Origin of the sequence: Methylobacterium sp. 2A (genome assembly GCF_009806555.1) — a bacterium.
Lineage (GTDB): Bacteria > Pseudomonadota > Alphaproteobacteria > Rhizobiales > Beijerinckiaceae > Methylobacterium.
Genome location: NZ_VUOK01000013.1, coordinates 124,375 through 142,432 on the forward strand (window position 1 = coordinate 124,375; position 18,058 = coordinate 142,432).

Here is an 18,058-nt window from a genome sequence, read left to right on the forward strand (position 1 = left end):
GGGCCCACCTCAACATCCGCGGTAAACGGCAATCTCGACAACGCTTTACCGTTAATGAACGAGGTTTCCCGAGCACGCGGATGACGAGTCCGGCGCGTCGCGAACGGCGAGGCGCCGCGGTCTTTCGCACAGTCTTGGGATTGGTGGTGCGAAGGCTCCGTCCGGGCTCATGGTGACGCGTTTGAACGACAAGTCGAAGCTGCCGAGCCGCCACGTCACCGAGGGGCCGGACCGCGCGCCGCACCGCTCCTATCTCTACGCCATGGGTCTGACCCGCGAGCAGATCCACCAGCCGCTCGTCGGCGTCGCCTCCTGCTGGAACGAGGCCGCGCCCTGCAACATCTCGCTGATGCGGCAGGCGCAGGCGGTCAAGAAGGGGGTCGCCGCCGCCAACGGCACGCCGCGCGAGTTCTGCACCATCACGGTGACCGACGGCATCGCCATGGGCCATGGCGGCATGCGCGCCTCGCTGCCGTCGCGCGAGGTCATCGCCGATTCGGTCGAGCTGACCATGCGCGGCCACGCCTACGACGCGCTGGTGGGCTTGGCCGGCTGCGACAAGTCGCTGCCCGGCATGATGATGGCCATGGTGCGCCTCAACGTGCCGTCGATCTTCATCTACGGCGGCTCGATCCTGCCCGGCTCGTTCCGCGGCAAGCCCGTGACGGTCCAGGACCTGTTCGAGGCGGTCGGCAAGGTCGCGGTCGGCGACATGAGCCTGGAAGATCTCGACGAGCTGGAGCAGGTCGCCTGCCCCTCGGCCGGGGCCTGCGGCGCGCAGTTCACCGCCAACACGATGGCGACCGTCTCCGAGGCGATCGGCCTCGCGCTGCCCTACTCGGCCGGCGCCCCGGCGCCCTACGAGATCCGGGACAAGTTCTGCGCCACCGCCGGCGAGAAGGTGATGGAGCTGCTGGCCAAGCAGATCCGCCCGCGCGACATCGTCACCCGCAAGGCCCTGGAGAACGCCGCGACCGTGGTGGCGGCCTCCGGCGGCTCGACCAACGCCGCCCTCCATCTGCCGGCGATCGCCCATGAATGCGGCATCGAATTCACGCTGTTCGACGTGGCCGAGATCTTCCGGCGCACGCCTTACATCGCCGACCTGAAGCCGGGCGGGCGCTACGTCGCCAAGGACATGTTCGAGGTCGGCGGCATCCCGCTCCTCATGAAGACGCTGCTCGATCACGGCTTCATGCACGGCGACTGCATGACGGTCACCGGCCGCACCATCGCGGAGAACATGGACCGGGTGACCTGGAACCCGGATCAGGACGTGGTCTACCCGGCCAACCGCCCGATCACGCCGACCGGCGGTGTCGTCGGCCTGAAGGGCAACCTCGCCCCCGAGGGCGCGATCGTGAAGGTCGCCGGCATGCCGACCGAGAAGCAGGTCTTCACCGGCCCGGCGCGTGTGTTCGACGGCGAGGAGGCCTGCTTCGCGGCGGTGCAGTCACGGACCTACAAGGAAGGCGAAGTCCTCGTCATCCGCTACGAGGGACCGCGCGGCGGCCCCGGCATGCGCGAGATGCTGTCGACCACCGCGGCCCTCTACGGCCAGGGCATGGGCGACAAGGTCGCGCTGATCACGGACGGGCGCTTCTCCGGTGCGACGCGCGGCTTCTGCGTCGGCCATGTCGGGCCCGAGGCGGCGGTCGGCGGCCCGATCGGCCTGATCCGCGACGGCGACATGATCACCCTGGACGCGATCCAGGGCACGCTCAGCGTCGCGCTGTCGGACGAGGAACTCGCCGAGCGTCGAAAAGCCTGGGCGCCGCGGGCCAACACCGCGACCTCCGGCTATCTCTGGAAATACGCGCAGGGCGTCGGCCCGGCGCTCTACGGCGCCGTCACGCACCCCGGAGGTGCCAAGGAGACGCAGAGCTATGCGGACGTCTAGGACTGACTCCAGCCGGCGCAGGGCGCTGGCCGGGGCCGATCCCGGTCGGTTCCGGTCTGCCGGGAGGGCCGTGCTCGCGGCCTGGGCGCTGGCTTTGCTCGCGTTGCCGACCACGGCGCCCCGCGCCCTCGACGCCAACGTGCGCATGCCGGTCCAGGTGCCGGTGGCCGACAAGAGCTATCGCTCGGCCAAGGACGCGCTGCGGGCCGGCATGCGCGAGTACAATGCCGGCGACAAGCAGGGCGCCGCGCGCGCCCTCGAATATGCGGCCGGGCAGGGCCATGCCCTGGCCCTGTGGAAGCTCGGCCGGATGTATGCCGACGGCGACGGTGTGCCCCATGACGACCTGAAGGCGTTCGAGTTCTTCTCCCGGATCGCCGATGCCAGCACCGATGACGGGCCCGATCCGCAGAACTCGGCGGTTCTGGGCAGCGCCTTCACGGCGCTCGGTACCTACTTCCTGGAGGGGATCAAGGGCACCTACGTGCGCCCGAATCCCGAGCGCGCCTATGATATGTTCAACTACGCGGCGTCCTATTACGGCGACCCCAACGCGCAGTACAATCTGGCCCGGCTCTACCTCGACGGCACCGGCGTCGAGGCCGATCCCCGGCAGGCCGCGCGCTGGTTCAACCTCGCCGCCGAGAAGGGACACCACCCGGCCCAGGCGCTGCTCGGCGACATGCTGATCAACGGCCTCGGCGGCGTGCCGATCCAGCGGGTGAAGGGCCTGATGTGGCTCTCCCTCGCCCGGGAGGGCGCCGAGGGCCGCAAGGATGACTGGATCGTGGCGCTCTACGACAAGAACTGGGCCGCCGCCAACGAGGACGACCGCGCGGAGGCGCAGACCCAGTTGCAGACCGTGGGGTCGATCCGGCGGCGGCGCTGACCGCCGCCGGCTCCCTCAGAGCGCGTCAGCCCTTCTTCGCCGCCAGGGCGGCCTTGAACGACGGCCGCCCCAGGGTGGCGTCGACATAGGCTGCGAGCCTCGGCCAGCGTCCGGCATCGATCCGGGCTTCGGCCAATTGGAAGTTGTAGAAACCGGTGGCGACCGAGATGTCGGCGATGCTGAAGACGTCGCCCACGAGATACGGGCCCGCGACCTCGCCCTCCAGATAGTCGAAGAGCGGCGGCAGGTCCTTGTCGAGGGCCTTCGTCACCGCGGCCTCGTTTGTGGCCTGCTTCATCACGTTGGGCTTCAGCACCCGCTCGACGAAGGGCACGATCAGCTTCCCGAACAGCTCCGTGTCGCCGAACTTGTCGAACCAGACGGCACGGCCGAGTGCCTTGGGATCGGTCGGCACGAGAGCCGGCGTCGGATGCTTGCGCTCCAGATACCAGAGGATGGCGGAGGAATCGGCGAGGCGGAAACCGTCATCCTCGATGGCGGGGATCTTTCCGAACGGGCTCGCCGCCTGGAAATCCGCATCCGGCGCGTGGAACATGACGGGCTTGTGCTCATACGAGACGCCCTTCTCGGCCAATGAGACCAGGACCTTGCGGACGAAGGGCGAGTAACCGGTGCCGTAGACGATCAAGCGGAGCTCCTATGCTGAGGGACGCGGCAGGTACCGGGCCGCGTTCCACCTCCCTTAGATAGGGCGTTGTGTCAGCCTGCCGACAGTTCGACCGTCACCGGAACGTGGTCGGACGGCTTGTCGAGCCCGCGCAGGTGCTTCTGCACCGAGGCCGCGACCAGCCGGTCAGCGGCCTGGGGCGAGAGCAGCAGGTGGTCGATCCGGATACCGGCATTCCGCTGCCAGCAGCCCGCCTGATAGTCCCAGAACGTGTAGAGCCCATCGCGGGGGTCGCAGGCCCGCAGCCCGTCCGTGTAGCCCTCGGCCAGCAGGGCGCGGAACGCCATCCGGCTCTCGAGGAGGAACAGGGCGTCGGAGCGCCACGCCTCCGGATCGGCGGCGTCGGCGGGCTCCGGGATGACGTTGTAGTCGCCCGCCAGAACCACCGCGTTCTCGTCTTCCATCAGCGCGCGCGCATGGAGCCTGAGTCGTTCGAGGAAGGCGAGCTTGTAGGGGTATTTCGGGCTGTCCACCGGATTGCCGTTCGGCAGGTAGATCGAGGCGACCCGCACCGGCCGGGTCTCCGTTCCCGAGATCAGCGCCTCGATGTAGCGGGCCTGCTCGTCCTCGGCATCGCCGGGAAGCCCGCGCCGCACCTCGCCCATCGTGAGCGGCGCGCGGACCAGCAGGGCGACGCCGTTATAGGCCTTCTGGCCCAGCGTCTCGACCGCGTAGCCAGCGGCCTCCACCTCGGCGCGGGGGAACGCCGCATCCTGGCATTTCAGCTCCTGGAGGCAGACCACGTCGGGCTTGGCCTCGTCGAGGAAGGCCAGGAGGTGGGGCAAACGCTGCTTGATCGAATTGACGTTCCAGGTCGTGATCCGCATCGCCTCGCATCCGGTCGCCTCTGGGTCGTCATCCCCGCTTCGCGTCGCGCTGGCAAGGCCGGCTTGGTGCAAGATCGGGCATCTAGGTGTCGCTCCGAACGATGGCGTCGCGCTTGGCGGCGATCCGGCGCAGAAGCGTCAGCGTCGTGCCGGGCTCGGCAGGCCGGTGCGATGCATCCGCTTCGGCCGGATCTGAACCCGCTCCGGCAGAGAGCGTCCTGAGGGGGGTCCCATGGAATGGTTCGAGCCGGTGCGGGCCTATTGCGAGCGGGCCGACGCCGGGTTCTGGGCCGAGCCCGTCAACGCCCTGTCCAACGCCGCCTTCCTTCTGGCCGCCGCTGCGGCGGCGCGGCGCGCAAGCCAGGCCCGGCCTCCGGATCGCGTCGGGTTCGGTCTGGCCGGGCTGATCGCGGTGATCGGGATCGGCTCCTTCCTGTTCCACACGCTGGCCGTCCGTTGGGCGATGCTGGCCGACGTGATCCCGATCGCGGCGTTCATCTACGCGTATCTCGCGCTGGCGCTCCGTCGGTTCCTGCGGCTCTCGCGGGTGCGCGTCGTCGTGGGAACGGCGGGTTTCGCGATGTTCGGCTTCTCGCTCACGCCCATGCTCGACGACATGACGGGCCTCGACCTCTCGCATCTGACCAACGGCTCGATCGATTATCTGCCGGCGCTGCTGGCGCTGTTCGGCGTCACGGCCATGACCCTCATGCGTCCGGAGGAGCACCGTATCGGCACGGGACGGCGACTCACCGGCATCGGCGCCCTGTTCGTGATCTCGCTCGCCGCGCGCAGCGCCGACCAAGCCGCCTGCGCATCGCTGCCGATCGGGACGCATCCGGTGTGGCATGTCCTCAATGCGGTCGCGCTCTACGGCCTCGTGGCGACCGCGATCCGGCATCGCGCCGTGGCCGGATGAGCCGATCGCCGCGCCGCGGCGGTTTCCTTGCGGCGCAGACCGATTTCTTGCAGAAGTGCGCCGCATCGGGCGCCCGGCTCTTCGCGGTCGCCTGGGCATGGAAGAGGTCATGACAGTGAGTTTTCGCCTCGGGATCGCCGGGCTCGGCACCGTCGGTGCGTCCGTGGTCCGGATGGTGGAACGCCGCCGTCCGGCGCTCGCCGCTTCGGGCCTCGACCTGCGGGTGACCGCGGTGTCGTCCCGCGACCGGAGCCGCGACCGCGGCCTCGACATGGCGGGGATCGACTGGTTCGACGATCCGGTCGCCCTGGCGCGGTCGGGAAATGTCGACGCCGTGGTCGAGTTGATCGGCGGGGCCGAGGGGGCGGCCAAGGCCGTGGTCGAGGCGGCGCTCGAATCCGGCAAGCCGGTGGTGACCGCCAACAAGGCGCTCCTCGCCCGCCACGGCGCCTCTCTGGCTGCTTTGGCCGAAGCGCGCGGCGTCGCGCTGGCCTTCGAGGCGGCGGTGGCCGGGGGGATCCCGGTGATCAAGACCCTGCGCGAGGGCCTGCCCGGCAACGCGGTGAGCCGCGTCTACGGAATCCTCAACGGCACCTGCAACTACATCCTCAGCCGGATGGAGCGCGAGGGCCTGACCTTCGAGGCCTGCCTCAAGGACGCGCAGGCGCTGGGCTACGCCGAGGCCGACCCGACCTTCGACGTCGAAGGCTTCGACACCGCCCACAAGCTCGCGATTCTGACGAGCCTCGCCTTCGGCACCGCGGTCGATGCCGACGGCGTGTCGGTGGAGGGGATCTCACGCGTCCAGCCCCTCGACCTGCGCATGGCCGACGAGCTCGGCTACCGGATCAAGCTGCTCGGCGTCGCGCAGGCGACCGAGGCCGGGGTCGAGCAGCGGGTGCATCCCACCATGGTGCCGAAATCCTCGGCCATCGCCCAGGTCATGGGCGTCACCAACGCGGTGACGATCGATGCCGACGCGGTCGGCGAGCTGACCCTGATCGGCCCGGGCGCCGGCGGCGAGGCGACGGCCTCCGCGGTCGTGGCCGATATCGCCGACGTGGCGCGCGGGATCGTGCGTTCGACCTTCGGCATCCCCGCCGCCACGATGCGCGCCAGCGAACGCGTCGAGATGCAGCGCCACAAGGGCGGCTACTATATCCGGCTCACGGTTCACGATCGGCCGGGCGTCGCGGCGGGCGTCGCCCAGCGGATGGCCGAGCGCGAGATCTCTCTGGAGAGCATCCTGCAACGCCGCACCGAGGGCGGTGACTCGGATCCGCGCGGGCGCTCGGGGCGGCCCGTGCCGCTGGTTCTGATCACCTATGCGGCCACCGAGGGCAGCATCCGCACAGCCCTCGACGCGATCGATGCGGACGGTCTGCTGGCCGAGCCGCCCCAGGTCATCCGGATCGAGCGCGAGTAACGGCGCAACGCGCGATTCACGCTCTGCGATAGGGCGAGTCCCGACGCCCTTCTGGATGAGATCGGCAAGCCTCGCGAAACGATCCGGTGCAAGATACGCGGATCTAATCTAGATTATGGGGCCGCCTCGAACGGAGCTTAGGCTGAACGTCGATCGCCGAACGGCGTTTATATCGGGATCCGACAAAAGATCGGGCCCGGACAAAGGCAGGAAACGATGGCCGACGCTCTGAAACCCGCTTCGCGCGGGGTCCCGCGCATGCTCGCCCTGGAATTGGCCCGCGTGACCGAACGGGCCGCCATCGCGGCGGCGCGCCTGCGGGGTAAGGGTGACGAGAAGGCCGCCGATCAGGCGGCCGTCGATGCCATGCGCGACGAGCTCAACGGCCTTCCGATCCGCGGCACGGTGGTGATCGGGGAGGGCGAGCGCGACGAGGCGCCGATGCTGTTCATCGGCGAGCAACTGGGGCGCGGCGAAGGTCCGGAGGTGGATATCGCGGTCGATCCCCTCGAAGGCACGACGCTCTGCGCCAAGGACATGCCCGGGGCGATCGCCGTCATGGCGATGGCGGAGCGCGGCTCCCTGCTCGCGGCCCCCGACGTCTACATGCAGAAGATCGCGATCGGCCCGGGCTATCCGGCCGGACTCGTCGACCTCGATGCGAGTCCCACCGACAATGTCCGCGCGCTGGCCCGGGCCAAGGGCGTCGATCCGCAGCAGATCACCGCGCTGATCCTAGACCGGCCCCGTCACGCGGCGCTCGTGGCCGAGGTGCGGGAGGCGGGGGCCGCGGTCCGGCTGATCTCGGACGGCGACATTGCCGGGATCATCTTCACGGCTCGGCCCGAGGAGACCGGGATCGATCTCTATCTCGGGACCGGCGCAGCGCCCGAGGGGGTGCTCGCGGCGGCGGCGATGCGATGCATCGGGGGCCAGATGCAGGGCCGCCTCATCCTCGACACGGCCGATCGCCGCCGCCGGGCGACCGAAATGGGCATCAAGGATCTCGACCGGAAATACGATCTCACCGAATTGGCGAGCGGCGACGTGATCGTGGCGGCCACGGGCGTCACCGACGGCGCGCTGCTGCGCGGCGTCCGCTTCCGGCCGGACCGGATCCAGACCGAGACGGTGGTCTACCGGTCCGAGGCCGGCACCGTGCGCCGGATCCTCGGGGAGCATCGGCGCGGGTTGAGCTGACGCGTCAGCAGGTTTTCAGAGCCGGCTGTCCGCGGTGCGACCCCGCGGCGCCGGCGGGTTCGCAGCCGCTTCAACCGTGCCGCCGCCGCTCAGCACGACCACCTTCGTGCCGACATTGACGCGGCTGAACAGGTCGATGGCATCCTGGTTGATCATCCGGATGCAGCCCGAGGACACGCTCTTGCCGATGGAGTAGGGCTCGAGGGTGCCGTGAATGCGAAACAGCGTGTCCTTGTTGCCCTGCCAGAGGTACATGGCCCGGGCGCCGAGCGGGTTGCGCAGGCCGCCCGCCACGCCGAGGCCGCTCTGCAGCTTGTCGACCTCGCTCGCGAGCTTCGGGCTGCGGGCGATCATCTCCTTGGGCGGATACCAGTCCGGCCATGCCTGCTTGGAATTGACCGTGGCGCTGCCGGACCACGAGAAGCCCTGCTTGCCGACGCCCACACCGTAGCGGCGCGCCCGGCCGTTCTCCTCCACCAGCGTGAGCTGGTGCGCGCGCGGATCGACGATGATCGTCCCCGGCTCGTAGGGGCCGTGATAGGCGATCTCCTGGCGCAGAAACGCCGGGTTCATCTTCTTGTAATTGAACGCCTGGATCGGAAAAACGTCATCGGTGACCGGCCCGTAGATCCTGGCGTAGTCGATCGGCTCGTTGTCGGGCGCGCGCAGCACGGCCTTCGCCTTGGCGGCCTCCAGCGGCGACAGGCCCTCGGCCGTGGACGCCGTGCCCGGGCGGCCCGGCGCCGTCGGCTCCGCATCCAGCGACGCGGCGGATGCCGGAGGCTGGGGCTGCGCGGCCTGCCGCGGCGCGGCGGGGCGCACGAAGTCGGTGCGGCCGGTATAGGGCAGGTAGCGGTCGCCGCGGCGCACGTAATACGCGCCGTTCTGATCCTGGTAGAGCTGCCCGTCATCGCCGAACCCGTCGATGCCGGCCTGACCGACCGGGCCGCGGCCCTGAGCGTGCGCGGGGGAAGCGACGGCGAGGACGGCGAAGCCGGCCAGGAGAAGGCGACGGATCGGGGCGGGCATGGTTTGAAAATTCCTCGGCGGCGACGCCGGGACACGTCCGGGCGCGCAATCGAGCGGGCCTGCACGAAGACATGGCTCAGCTCATCCCTTAGCGTAGCAAATACCGCGCTTCGCCGCCAAGTTGCCGGCAACCTGCACGGGCACATTACGGGCGGTCGGGGCCTCGTTCTTCATGCCTGTGTGACCCGCTTGCCGCAATCGCCCCGCGCCACCCGGCGCAGATCCGACGGAACCGCGCTCTGCCGCCCGTTTGCTTGGCAGTGCTGCCTCGATCGGCATCAGCGTGCGGTCCGGCGCCCGAGGCCCGCGGCAACCGGGATCTGGCACGCTTGCTGCTTAGCCAAGGGCAGCCGCGCCTGATGCGGCGGCGGAGCAACGGCGCTCCAGACAGCGGACGGTGTGAGTCCGGATCCCCGGCATGAGCGACCGCGTGACGGTTCGCCTTTCTATGACGAGCACCTGAAATGGCCAGCTTCAAGACCGTGATGAAGTCGGGTCACCCCCCGACGCTGTTCGCCGCATTCCTCTATTTCGATTTCTGCTTCGCCATCTGGGTCCTGAACGGCGCCATGGGTCCGTTCATCACCGAGACCTACAAGCTGACGCCGGCCCAGACCGGGTTCATGATCTCGCTGCCGATCCTGGCGGGCGCGCTGATGCGCTTCCCGCTCGGCGTCCTGGCCCAGTATATCGGCCGCAAGAACGCCGCGATCGTCGAGATGAGCGTGATCATGCTGGCGATGGCCTACGGCTATCTGTTCGTCTCCTCCTACAACGAAGTGTTGGCCATGGGCGTCCTGCTCGGCATCGCCGGCGCGTCCTTCGGCGTGGCGCTCTCGCTCGGCTCGGGCTGGTTCCCGCCGGAGCATAAGGGGCTCGCCATGGGCATCGCGGGCGCCGGCAATTCCGGCACGGTGCTGGCTGTGCTGTTCGCGCCGCCGCTGGCCCAGGCCTATGGCTGGCAGACGACCTATGCCTTCGCGGGCCTCACCATGCTGCTGCCCCTGGCGGTCATGATCGTGCTGGCGAAGGAGCCGCCGGATTGCGAGCATCAGTCGTTCAAGGAGCACATCTCTTGCCTGTTCACCAAGGACGGCTGGGCCTTCTCGCTGATCTACGTGATCACCTTCGGCGGCTTCATCGGCCTGTCGAACTTCCTGCCGACCTTCTTCTACGAGCAGTTCGCCGTGACCAAGGTCGAGGCCGGGCGGCTGACCATGCTGGCGGCCTTCATGGGCTCGGGCATCCGGATCGTCGGCGGCTACTTCGCCGACCGGATGGGCGGGATCGCGGTCCTGTCGGTGGTGCTGCTCGCGGCGATCGCAACCCTGCTGTGGCTGACCGCGACCCCGTCGCTGGCGCTCACGACGCTGCTGTTCATGCTCTGCTTCGCGGCGCTCGGCGCCGGCAACGGCGCGCTGTTCCAGCTCGTGCCCCTGCGCTGGCCCTCGAACACCGCGGTGGCCGGTTCGATGATCGGCGAGATCGGGGCGCTCGGCGGCGCGATCCTGCCGAACGTGATGGGCCTGTCCAAGCAATATACCGGCTCTTTCTCGATGGGGTTCATCGGCTACGCCGCCTTCACGGCGATCGTGCTCGGCTGCCTCGCCCTGTGGCAGCGCAAATGGGTCGGCAGCTGGGTGGGGCCGCGCGGCAAGGCGATGGGCACGGCGCCCGAAGGGCAGCCCGAGCAATTGCGGCCGGCCACCGCCTGAGCGGACGACCAGGATCGTGAGACGCGGAACGGGGGCCCTGGCGGCCCCCGTATTCGTCGAAATCTACATCCCCGATTCCCGTATCGCGCGTAATTCCCGGTTGCCATCCGGCTCTCGAAGCGTTTGAATAATGCATTACGAGAGAGTGCCCAACCACTGGTTGAGGCGCCAGGCGGCCGTCAACGGCGGCGCTCCGATGGGAAGGAACGGTCGATGTCGAAGCGCTTCAGCGCCACGAACGGCGTGCTCGGCCTGCTGTGCGTGATGTATTTCATCACCTATCTGGACCGTGTGAACATCGCGACGGCCGGCGCCGAGATCATGCGCGATTTCGGGATGTCGAAGACCGATTTCGGCCTGATCCTCTCGGCCTTCGCCTATCCCTACGCGATCTTCCAGGTGATCGGCGGCTCGGTCGGGGACAAGTTCGGCGCCCGGCGGACCCTGCTGGCCTGCGGGGTGATCTGGGCGGCCGCCACCATCCTGACCGGCATGGTCGGCGGAATCGCCAGCCTGTTCCTGGCGCGCGTCCTGCTCGGCTTCGGCGAGGGCGCGACCTTCCCGACCGCCACCCGCGCCATGCAGAACTGGACGGCGCCCGGCAAGCGCGGCTTCGCGCAGGGCATCACCCACGCGTTCAGCCGGCTGGGCAACGCCGTGGCGCCGCCGATCGTCGCCTTCCTGATCTGGCATTTCGGCTGGCGCACCAGCTTCGTGATCCTCGGCGCGATCAGCTTCATCTGGGTGGCGATCTGGTACGCCTATTTCCGCGACGATCCCTCCGACCATCCGGCGATCACCCGGGCCGAACTCGACACGCTACCGCCGCCGCGCAAGGTCGGCGCGAAGCAATCGGTGCCGTGGGGCGCGCTGACCCGCCGGATGCTGCCGGTGACGGTCACGTATTTCTGCTACGGCTGGACCCTGTGGCTGTTCCTCGGCTGGCTGCCGAGCTTCTTCAAGGAGAATTACAGCCTCGATCTGAAGAACTCGGCTTTGTTCGCCTCGGGCGTGTTCTTCGCGGGCGTGGTCGGCGACACGGTCGGCGGCATGATGAGCGACGTCATCCTGCATCGCACCGGCAAGGTGAAGCTCGCCCGGCTGTCGGTGATCGTGGTCGGCTTCCTGGGCGCGGCCGCGAGCCTCGCGGGCGTGTTCATGACCCGCGACCTGACGCTGGTGGCGCTCCTGCTCTCCTCCGGCTTCTTCTTCGCTGAGCTGGTGATCGGCCCGATCTGGTCCGTGCCCATGGACATCGCGCCGAGATATGCCGGCACCGCGAGCGGCCTGATGAACACCGGCTCGGCCGTGGCGGCGATCGTCTCGCCGATCGTGTTCGGCGTCATCGTCGATCTGACCGGCAGCTGGACCCTGCCGTTCGTCGGCTCGATCGGCCTTTGCTTGCTCGGCGCCGGTCTCGCCTTCACCATGCATCCCGAGCGGGAATTCATCGAGCCGGCCGAGCGACCGCTCGGATCCGCGGCGACGGTCCCGGCGGCGGAGTAGTCTCACGATGACGGAAGCGACGGGGCGTACCGGGCCGCTCGCCGGCATGCGGGTGATCGAGCTCGCGCACATCATGGCCGGCCCGGTCTGCGGGCTGATGCTCGCCGACATGGGCGCGGAGGTCATCAAGGTCGAGAAGATGGACGGCGACGACACCCGCCGCACCGTTCCGCCGGCGCTCGAAGGCGAGAGCGCCGCCTACATGATGATGAACCGCGGCAAGCGCGGCATCAGCCTCGACCTGAAGGACCCGGACGGCATCGCGGTGCTGCGCCGCCTGCTCAAGGGCGCCGACGCGCTGATCGAGAATTACCGCGGCGGCACGATGGAGCGCCTCGGGATCGGCTACAAGACCCTGCGCGAAGAGTTTCCCGAGCTCGTCTACTGCTCGCTCTCCGGCTTCGGCCGCACCGGACCCTATGCCGACCGGGCCGGGTTCGACCTCGTGGCGCAGGGCATGAGCGGACTCATGTCGGTGACGGGGGAGGGGCCCGGCCGGCCGCCGATGAAGTGCGGGCCGCCGGTAACCGACATCACCGCCGGGATCCTGGCCGCCATGGGCGTGCTGGCGGCCTATTCTCATCGGCTCCGGACGGGCAGGGGGCAGGCGGTCGACACGTCGCTGTTCGAGGCCGGCATCACCCATACCTACTGGCAATCGGCCATCGCCATGGCGACGGGAATCGCGCCCGGCCCGATGGGCTCGGCCCATCCGCTGAACGCGCCCTACGAGGCGTTCGAGACCGCCGATGGCTGGATCACCATCGGGGCGGCCAACCAGACCAACTGGCTGCGCCTGCTCAAGGCGATCGGCGCCGACGCGCTGGCCGAAGATCCGCGCTTCGCGCTCAATCGCGACCGGATGGCCAACCGCGAGGCCCTCGCCGCGACGCTGGCGCCGATCTTCCGGGCCCATTCCTCGGGCGAATGGCTGGCGCGGCTCGAAGCCGGCGGCGTCCCGGCCGGGCCGGTGCTCGACGTGAACGCCATGCACCGGGATCCGCAGACGCGGGCGCGCGAGATGGTGGTCGAAGTCGATCACCCGCGGGTCGGGCGCATGAAGACGCTCGGCCTGCCGGTGAAGTTTTCGGATACGCCCGGCCGCGTCCACGGCCCGGCCCCGTTGCTCGGCGAGCATTCCCGGGCGATCCTGGCCGAGGCCGGCTACACGGACGACGCGATCGCGAGCCTGATCGAGCGGGGCGTGGTCCGCGAGACCGTGGCCTGATTCCACGCCCGGAGAGGTTCCGATGAATGCCACGCCCGCCACGGACGAACTGCTGTTCACCACCGACGAGGCCGGCATCGCCCGGATCGTGCTCAACCGGCCGCAGGCGCGCAACGCGCTGACCTTCGCGATGTATCGGGGGCTGATCACCTGCTGCGAGGCGATCGCCGACAACCCGGCCGTGAAGGCCCTCATCATCACCGGCGCCGGCGACAAGGCCTTTGCGGCCGGCACCGACATCGCGCAGTTCCGCGACTTCAAGACCGCCGAGGACGCCCTGGGCTACGAGCGCTTCATGGACCGGGTGCTCGGGACGCTGGAACGGCTGCGGGTGCCGACCATCGCGGCGATCGCGGGGGCGTGCACGGGCGGGGGGGCCGCCATCGCGGCGGCCTGCGACCTGCGCATCGCCACACGGGACGCCCGGTTCGGCTTCCCGATCGCCCGGACGCTCGGCAACTGCCTGAGCCAGGGCAACCTCAAGCGCCTCTCGGCGCTGATCGGGCCGGCGCGGGTCAAGGACATCATCTTCACCGCCCGCCTCGTGGGGGCCGAGGAGGCGCTGGCCATCGGGCTCGTGGGTGAGGTCGTGGAGGATCGCGCGGCGCTCACCGAGCGGGTCGACACCCTCGGTCAGCTTCTGGCCGGCCACGCACCGCTGACCATGCAGGCGACCAAGGAGGGGCTGCGCCGCCTCGCCGAGGAGGAGGCGCCCGCCGAGGGCGCGGCGCATCCGGGCGATGACCTGATCCTCCTCTGCTACATGAGCCAGGATTTCCGCGAGGGGATGGAGGCGTTCCTCGGCAAGCGGCCGCCGAACTGGTCCGGGCGCTGAGGCTCAAGCCGTTTCCTGGCAGACATCGACCCAGGTGGCATTCGTGAGTTCGGCCATCCGCTCCGGGGCGATCCGGACCGCGCTGTGGGTGCTGCCGGCGGCCGGCACCACCGCGTCGAAGGCTTTGAGCGACACGTCGCAATAGACCGGCAGCGGCGCGATCAGGCCGAACGGGCAGACGCCGCCGACCGGATGGCCGGTCACCGCCTCGACCTCGGCGAGATCGAGCATCCGGACCTTTCCGCCGAGGACCGCCTTGGCCTTCTTGTTGTCGAGCCGCGCGTCACCGCGGGTCACCACCAGGACGACCTGATCGCCGACCCGGAGGGAGAGCGTCTTGGCGATCTGCGCCGGGGCGACGCCGTGGGCCGCAGCGGCCTCCGCCACGGTGGCGGTGCGGGTTTCGAGTTCGAGGATCGTGATGTCGGGCGCCTTCTCGGCGAAGAAGGCCCGGACGGAGGCGAGACTCATGGCGGATCCCGGGAACGCTGGACGATGCGGGCGTTCACCTACGCCGGCGCCGTTCGCGGCGCGACCGAAATATGGCTTCGCTTCGCGCAAGCCTTGCCGTGTCTCTCCCTCCCCCCTCTGCGGGGGAGGGTGGCCCCTGCGTCAGCAGGGGTCGGGTCGGGACGAAGTCCCGCAAGGGGGGAACGACGGTTCAAGCAAGAGCGCGACCTTCATGACGGGCACAGCACAATCCTGCGCCGTCGCTCCCCTCTCCCGACCCCCTTCGGGGGCCACCCTCCCCCGCGAAGGGGGGAGGGGGACGCGCGGTGGGCTCCAACGCGCCACCTCCTACCGCGTCGTCGCCAGCAGCCAATCCGGCAGCGCCATCGCGATCCCCGGCACGAGGCACAGGATCAGGATCGCCACCGCCATCAGCAGCACGAAGGGCAGGGTGCCCCAGATGATGTCCGAGAGCGGGATGTCCGGCGCGATGTTCTTGATGACGAAGATGTTCAAGCCCACCGGCGGGTGGATCAGCCCCATCTCCATGGTGATGGTCATCACCACGCCGAACCACACCAGATCGAAGCCCGCGGCCTTAAGCGGCGGCAGGATGATCGGCGCCGTCATCAGGATGATCGAGACCGGCGGCAGGAAGAAGCCCAGCACGATCACCAGCGCCAGGATCGTCACCAGCAGGACCCAGGGCGAGAGCTGCATCGCCACGATCGCCTGCGCGGCCGATTGCGAGATGTGCAGGTAGCTCATCACGTAGGCGTAGAGCAGCGACATGCCGATGATCAGCATCAGCATGGTGGATTCGCGCAAAGTCGCGGTCAGGATCGGGCTGACGTCCCGGAACCGCCACACGCCGTAGATCGCGGCGATCAGCGCCAGGGCCAGAAGGCCGCCGAGACCCGCCGTCTCCGAGGGCGTCGCATAGCCGCCATAGAGCGCCACCATCACGCCGGTGAGCAAGACCACGAAGGGCATCACCCGCGGCAGCGTCGAGAAGCGCTGCGCCATGCTGTACTGCTCGTCCGCCAGGATCGGCGAGGCCGGACCCCCGCGCTCCAGAGCCGCCTTGGCGGTCGCGTATTCCGAGCGGAAGCGGATCATCGACCACGCCGCGAACAGGCTGACCAGCAGCAATCCCGGCCCGATCCCGGCCAGGAACAGGCGCCCGAGCGACTGCTCGGCGGCCACCGCGTACAGGATCATGGTGATCGAGGGCGGCAGCAGGATGCCGAGCGTCCCGCCGGCCGCGATGATCCCGGCGGCGAAGCCCGGCGAGTAGCCGCGCTTGCGCATCTCCGGGATGCCGGCCGAGCCGATCGCCGAGCAGGTCGCCGGGCTCGACCCCGCCATGGCGGCGAACAGCGCGCAGGCGAAGACGTTGGCGATGCCGAGACCCCCGGGGATGCGGTGCATCCAGGCATGCATGGCCGAGTAGAGGTCCTGGCCCGCCCGGGACCGGCCGATCGCCGCGCCCTTCAGGATGAAGAGCGGGATCGACAGGAGGGTGATGGAGGCCATCTCCTCGTAGACGTTCTGCGCCACCGTATCGAGGGAGGCGCCCGGCATGAATGCGACCATGAAGGCCAACGCCACGAAGCCCAGCGCGAACGCGATGGGGATGCCCGAGAGCATCGCCCCGAGGGTGGCGCCCGCGTAGAGGAAGCCGATCGCGGCGGTGCTCATCGGTGACCCTTCGCGGTGACGGTCCGGCCCATCGGGTCCGGCCCCTGCGGCGCGATCGTCTGATTGAGATCGGCGCCGAGGCCGATCTTCGGCTTCGCCCAGCCGGCCGCCCGGGGGCCGTAGGCCAGCGCCTCGGCGATCTGCAGGGCGAATTGCAGGCACAGCAGGCTCATGCCGGCCGCCATCAGCGTGTAGGGGATCCATAGAGGCGGTCCCCAGGTCGATTGCGAGATCTGGCCGTCGGTCCAGGCCTCATGGTCGAGGGACCAGCTCTTCCAGGCGAAGAACAGGCAGAAGGCGAGGCTGATCACGTCGGCGAGCAGCAGCCGGACCCGGTTGGCGGCCGGCGGCAGCAGGCCGGTCAGCGCCTCGATCGCCACATGGCCGCGCTTGGCCTGGACCCCGGCCGCCGACAGGAAGGTGGCGCCGATGATCAGGAACACCGCCATCTCGTCCTGCCACTCCGTCGGCTCCTTCAGGAGGTAGCGGACGACGACGCTGTGGGTCAGCACGAGGCAGGCCGCCACGAGGCAGAGGCCGCCGAGACCGAGGATCACCCGGTTCAGGAGGCGCATCGCGCGGTCGAGCGTGCCCAGGAGACCGGGGACGCGCGGTTCGTCGGCGGCCTGCCCATCGGGGGCCGCCGTGGCGGCGTCGAAGCCGTGGCTCACGCGACCTGCTCCGCGAGCTTGAGCAGCTCCGCGCAGTTCGCGTTCTTGGCCGCGTAGTCCTTCCAGGCCGTGCCCCGGGCGAGGTCGCGCCATTCACCCAGCGACTTCTCGTCGAGCTGCGAGACCTTGGCGCCAGCCTTGGAAAAAATCTCCTCGACCCGGGTGTCGTCCTCCTTGGCGCCCGCCTGCCCGAAGGCTTCGAGCTCGCCGCCCACGGCCATGATCAGGTCCTGCTGGTCCTTCGAGAGGCCCGAGAACACGATCTTGGACATCATGATCGGTTCGAGCATGAACCAGTAGGAGCGCTCCCGGCCGGAGGTCAGCGCCTTGGCGAGCTCCTCCAGGCGGAACGAGATCAGGCTGGTGGACGAGGTGATGACCGCGTCGCAGGCGCCGGTCTGCATCGCCGCGTAGGATTCGTTCGACGGGATGGAGAGGGTGGCGGCGCCCGCCTCCTTCATCATCATGTCCATCTCGCGCGAACCGCCGCGGACCTTCATGCCCTTGGCGTCGGCCGGGCTGACGAGGGGCCGCTCGCGGCTCGCGACCCCGCCCGCCTGCCAGACCCAGGAGACGAGGATGATGCCCTTGGATTCGAGGATCTCGGTCAGCTTGCGCCCGACGGGCGCGTTCTTCCAGGCGACCGCCTGCGCGTAGGACGTCACCAGCGCCGGCATCAGCCCGATATTCATCTCGGGCACCTCGCCGCCCGCATAGGGGCTCGGATAGAGCGACATGTCGAGGGCGCCCTTGCGCATCGCGCCGAACTGGGCGTTCGTCTTCATCAGCGAGGAACCGGGATAGACCTGAACCTCCAGCGCGCCCTTGGAGCGCTCGGCGACCGTCTTGGCGAATTTCCGGCACATGCGGTCGCGGAAATCACCCTCTTCGATGGTCCCGCCCGGAAACTGATGCGACAGCTTCAGCGTCGTAGCCGCTTGTGCAGATCCGAGACCCAATCGGAGCAGGGCAGGGGCCGCAAATGTTGCCGCGATCACGGAGCGACGAGTAGGCGTCATCTGGCTCTCCCGCACCGCAAACATTGCGGCTCGATTGTTGTGCGGCGCACCAATG

16 protein-coding genes are annotated in these 18,058 nt (G+C 69.1%); 9 read left to right on the forward strand and 7 right to left on the reverse strand.

All coding sequences use genetic code 11. The annotated features are described in order from the left end of the window. Window positions 1–169 precede the first annotated feature (169 nt). Together ilvD and FVE89_RS06745 are read left to right on the forward strand one after the other, a co-directional pair. Window positions 170–1,900, forward strand: coding sequence for a dihydroxy-acid dehydratase (ilvD, locus tag FVE89_RS06740; RefSeq protein ID WP_160533264.1), 1,731 nt, complete (start codon window positions 170–172; stop codon window positions 1,898–1,900). Beyond that, window positions 1,887–2,789 (forward strand): tetratricopeptide repeat protein, encoded by a 903-nt coding sequence (locus tag FVE89_RS06745; RefSeq protein ID WP_160533265.1) that lies wholly within the window; start codon window positions 1,887–1,889, stop codon window positions 2,787–2,789. Before ilvD ends, FVE89_RS06745 begins: the two co-directional genes overlap by 14 nt. A gap of 25 nt (window positions 2,790–2,814) precedes the next feature. On the opposite strand, the gene FVE89_RS06750 is transcribed toward FVE89_RS06745, so the two are convergent. Both FVE89_RS06750 and xth read right to left on the reverse strand, forming a co-directional pair. Further along, on the reverse strand, window positions 2,815–3,438 hold the full coding sequence (locus FVE89_RS06750; RefSeq protein WP_160533266.1) for a glutathione S-transferase family protein: 624 nt from the start codon (window positions 3,436–3,438) through the stop codon (window positions 2,815–2,817). Window positions 3,439–3,509: 71 nt separating this feature from the next. Next, entirely contained in the window at window positions 3,510–4,304 is a 795-nt protein-coding gene (gene xth / locus FVE89_RS06755) for an exodeoxyribonuclease III (RefSeq protein ID WP_160533267.1), read from the reverse strand. Window positions 4,305–4,536: 232 nt separating this feature from the next. Here xth and FVE89_RS06760 point away from each other — a divergent pair, with 232 nt between their 5' ends. The 3 genes from FVE89_RS06760 to glpX all read left to right on the forward strand — a co-directional run bounded on the left by FVE89_RS06760 (window position 4,537) and on the right by glpX (window position 7,849). Next, window positions 4,537–5,223, forward strand: a complete 687-nt coding sequence (locus FVE89_RS06760; RefSeq protein ID WP_160533268.1) for a ceramidase domain-containing protein — start codon at window positions 4,537–4,539, stop codon at window positions 5,221–5,223. Window positions 5,224–5,332: 109 nt separating this feature from the next. Continuing rightward, complete coding sequence (locus FVE89_RS06765) at window positions 5,333–6,649, forward strand: homoserine dehydrogenase (protein ID WP_160533269.1); 1,317 nt, start codon at window positions 5,333–5,335, stop codon at window positions 6,647–6,649. Window positions 6,650–6,865: 216 nt separating this feature from the next. Beyond that, window positions 6,866–7,849 carry a class II fructose-bisphosphatase gene (gene glpX / locus FVE89_RS06770; RefSeq protein WP_160533270.1) on the forward strand — a complete coding sequence of 328 codons (984 nt, stop codon included), beginning with the start codon at window positions 6,866–6,868 and terminating at the stop codon, window positions 7,847–7,849. A 15-nt stretch (window positions 7,850–7,864) separates the two neighbouring features. On the opposite strand, the gene FVE89_RS06775 is transcribed toward glpX, so the two are convergent. Beyond that, window positions 7,865–8,878, reverse strand: coding sequence for a L,D-transpeptidase (locus FVE89_RS06775; protein WP_160533271.1), 1,014 nt, complete (start codon window positions 8,876–8,878; stop codon window positions 7,865–7,867). A 464-nt stretch (window positions 8,879–9,342) separates the two neighbouring features. Here FVE89_RS06775 and FVE89_RS06780 point away from each other — a divergent pair, with 464 nt between their 5' ends. The 4 genes from FVE89_RS06780 (at window position 9,343) to FVE89_RS06795 (ending at window position 14,162) form a co-directional block, all read left to right on the forward strand. After that, entirely contained in the window at window positions 9,343–10,593 is a 1,251-nt protein-coding gene (locus FVE89_RS06780; RefSeq protein ID WP_160533272.1) for an MFS transporter, read from the forward strand. A gap of 213 nt (window positions 10,594–10,806) precedes the next feature. Next, entirely contained in the window at window positions 10,807–12,099 is a 1,293-nt protein-coding gene (locus tag FVE89_RS06785; RefSeq protein ID WP_160533273.1) for an MFS transporter, read from the forward strand. A gap of 7 nt (window positions 12,100–12,106) precedes the next feature. After that, complete coding sequence (locus FVE89_RS06790; protein WP_160533274.1) at window positions 12,107–13,327, forward strand: CoA transferase; 1,221 nt, start codon at window positions 12,107–12,109, stop codon at window positions 13,325–13,327. A 22-nt stretch (window positions 13,328–13,349) separates the two neighbouring features. Further along, window positions 13,350–14,162 carry an enoyl-CoA hydratase/isomerase family protein gene (locus FVE89_RS06795; RefSeq protein WP_160533275.1) on the forward strand — a complete coding sequence of 271 codons (813 nt, stop codon included), beginning with the start codon at window positions 13,350–13,352 and terminating at the stop codon, window positions 14,160–14,162. 3 nt (window positions 14,163–14,165) lie between these two features. On the opposite strand, the gene FVE89_RS06800 is transcribed toward FVE89_RS06795, so the two are convergent. The 4 genes from FVE89_RS06800 to dctP all read right to left on the reverse strand — a co-directional run bounded on the left by FVE89_RS06800 (window position 14,166) and on the right by dctP (window position 18,003). Continuing rightward, the gene (locus FVE89_RS06800) at window positions 14,166–14,633 is read right to left on the reverse strand and encodes a YbaK/EbsC family protein (RefSeq protein WP_160533276.1); all 468 of its coding nucleotides are present in this window, start codon (window positions 14,631–14,633) and stop codon (window positions 14,166–14,168) included. A 327-nt stretch (window positions 14,634–14,960) separates the two neighbouring features. Beyond that, the gene (locus FVE89_RS06805; protein ID WP_160533277.1) at window positions 14,961–16,313 is read right to left on the reverse strand and encodes a TRAP transporter large permease; all 1,353 of its coding nucleotides are present in this window, start codon (window positions 16,311–16,313) and stop codon (window positions 14,961–14,963) included. Continuing rightward, the gene (locus FVE89_RS06810; protein WP_160533278.1) at window positions 16,310–16,984 is read right to left on the reverse strand and encodes a TRAP transporter small permease; all 675 of its coding nucleotides are present in this window, start codon (window positions 16,982–16,984) and stop codon (window positions 16,310–16,312) included. Before FVE89_RS06810 ends, FVE89_RS06805 begins: the two co-directional genes overlap by 4 nt. Beyond that, window positions 16,981–18,003, reverse strand: a complete 1,023-nt coding sequence (dctP, locus tag FVE89_RS06815) for a TRAP transporter substrate-binding protein DctP (protein WP_160533279.1) — start codon at window positions 18,001–18,003, stop codon at window positions 16,981–16,983. Before dctP ends, FVE89_RS06810 begins: the two co-directional genes overlap by 4 nt. Window positions 18,004–18,058 lie beyond the last annotated feature (55 nt).

What these genes read in the sequence shown, in the direction of transcription:
- FVE89_RS06765 (WP_160533269.1), top strand. Translation starts at nt 5,333, where the DNA reads ATGACAGTGAGTTTTCGCCTCGGGATCGCCGGGCTCGGCACCGTCGGT.
- dctP (WP_160533279.1), bottom strand. Translation starts at nt 18,003, where the DNA reads ATGACGCCTACTCGTCGCTCCGTGATCGCGGCAACATTTGCGGCCCCT.
- FVE89_RS06780 (WP_160533272.1), top strand. Translation starts at nt 9,343, where the DNA reads ATGGCCAGCTTCAAGACCGTGATGAAGTCGGGTCACCCCCCGACGCTG.
- FVE89_RS06745 (WP_160533265.1), top strand. Translation starts at nt 1,887, where the DNA reads ATGCGGACGTCTAGGACTGACTCCAGCCGGCGCAGGGCGCTGGCCGGG.
- xth (WP_160533267.1), bottom strand. Translation starts at nt 4,304, where the DNA reads ATGCGGATCACGACCTGGAACGTCAATTCGATCAAGCAGCGTTTGCCC.
- glpX (WP_160533270.1), top strand. Translation starts at nt 6,866, where the DNA reads ATGGCCGACGCTCTGAAACCCGCTTCGCGCGGGGTCCCGCGCATGCTC.
- FVE89_RS06760 (WP_160533268.1), top strand. Translation starts at nt 4,537, where the DNA reads ATGGAATGGTTCGAGCCGGTGCGGGCCTATTGCGAGCGGGCCGACGCC.
- FVE89_RS06790 (WP_160533274.1), top strand. Translation starts at nt 12,107, where the DNA reads ATGACGGAAGCGACGGGGCGTACCGGGCCGCTCGCCGGCATGCGGGTG.
- ilvD (WP_160533264.1), top strand. Translation starts at nt 170, where the DNA reads ATGGTGACGCGTTTGAACGACAAGTCGAAGCTGCCGAGCCGCCACGTC.
- FVE89_RS06795 (WP_160533275.1), top strand. Translation starts at nt 13,350, where the DNA reads ATGAATGCCACGCCCGCCACGGACGAACTGCTGTTCACCACCGACGAG.
- FVE89_RS06805 (WP_160533277.1), bottom strand. Translation starts at nt 16,313, where the DNA reads ATGAGCACCGCCGCGATCGGCTTCCTCTACGCGGGCGCCACCCTCGGG.
- FVE89_RS06800 (WP_160533276.1), bottom strand. Translation starts at nt 14,633, where the DNA reads ATGAGTCTCGCCTCCGTCCGGGCCTTCTTCGCCGAGAAGGCGCCCGAC.
- FVE89_RS06785 (WP_160533273.1), top strand. Translation starts at nt 10,807, where the DNA reads ATGTCGAAGCGCTTCAGCGCCACGAACGGCGTGCTCGGCCTGCTGTGC.
- FVE89_RS06775 (WP_160533271.1), bottom strand. Translation starts at nt 8,878, where the DNA reads ATGCCCGCCCCGATCCGTCGCCTTCTCCTGGCCGGCTTCGCCGTCCTC.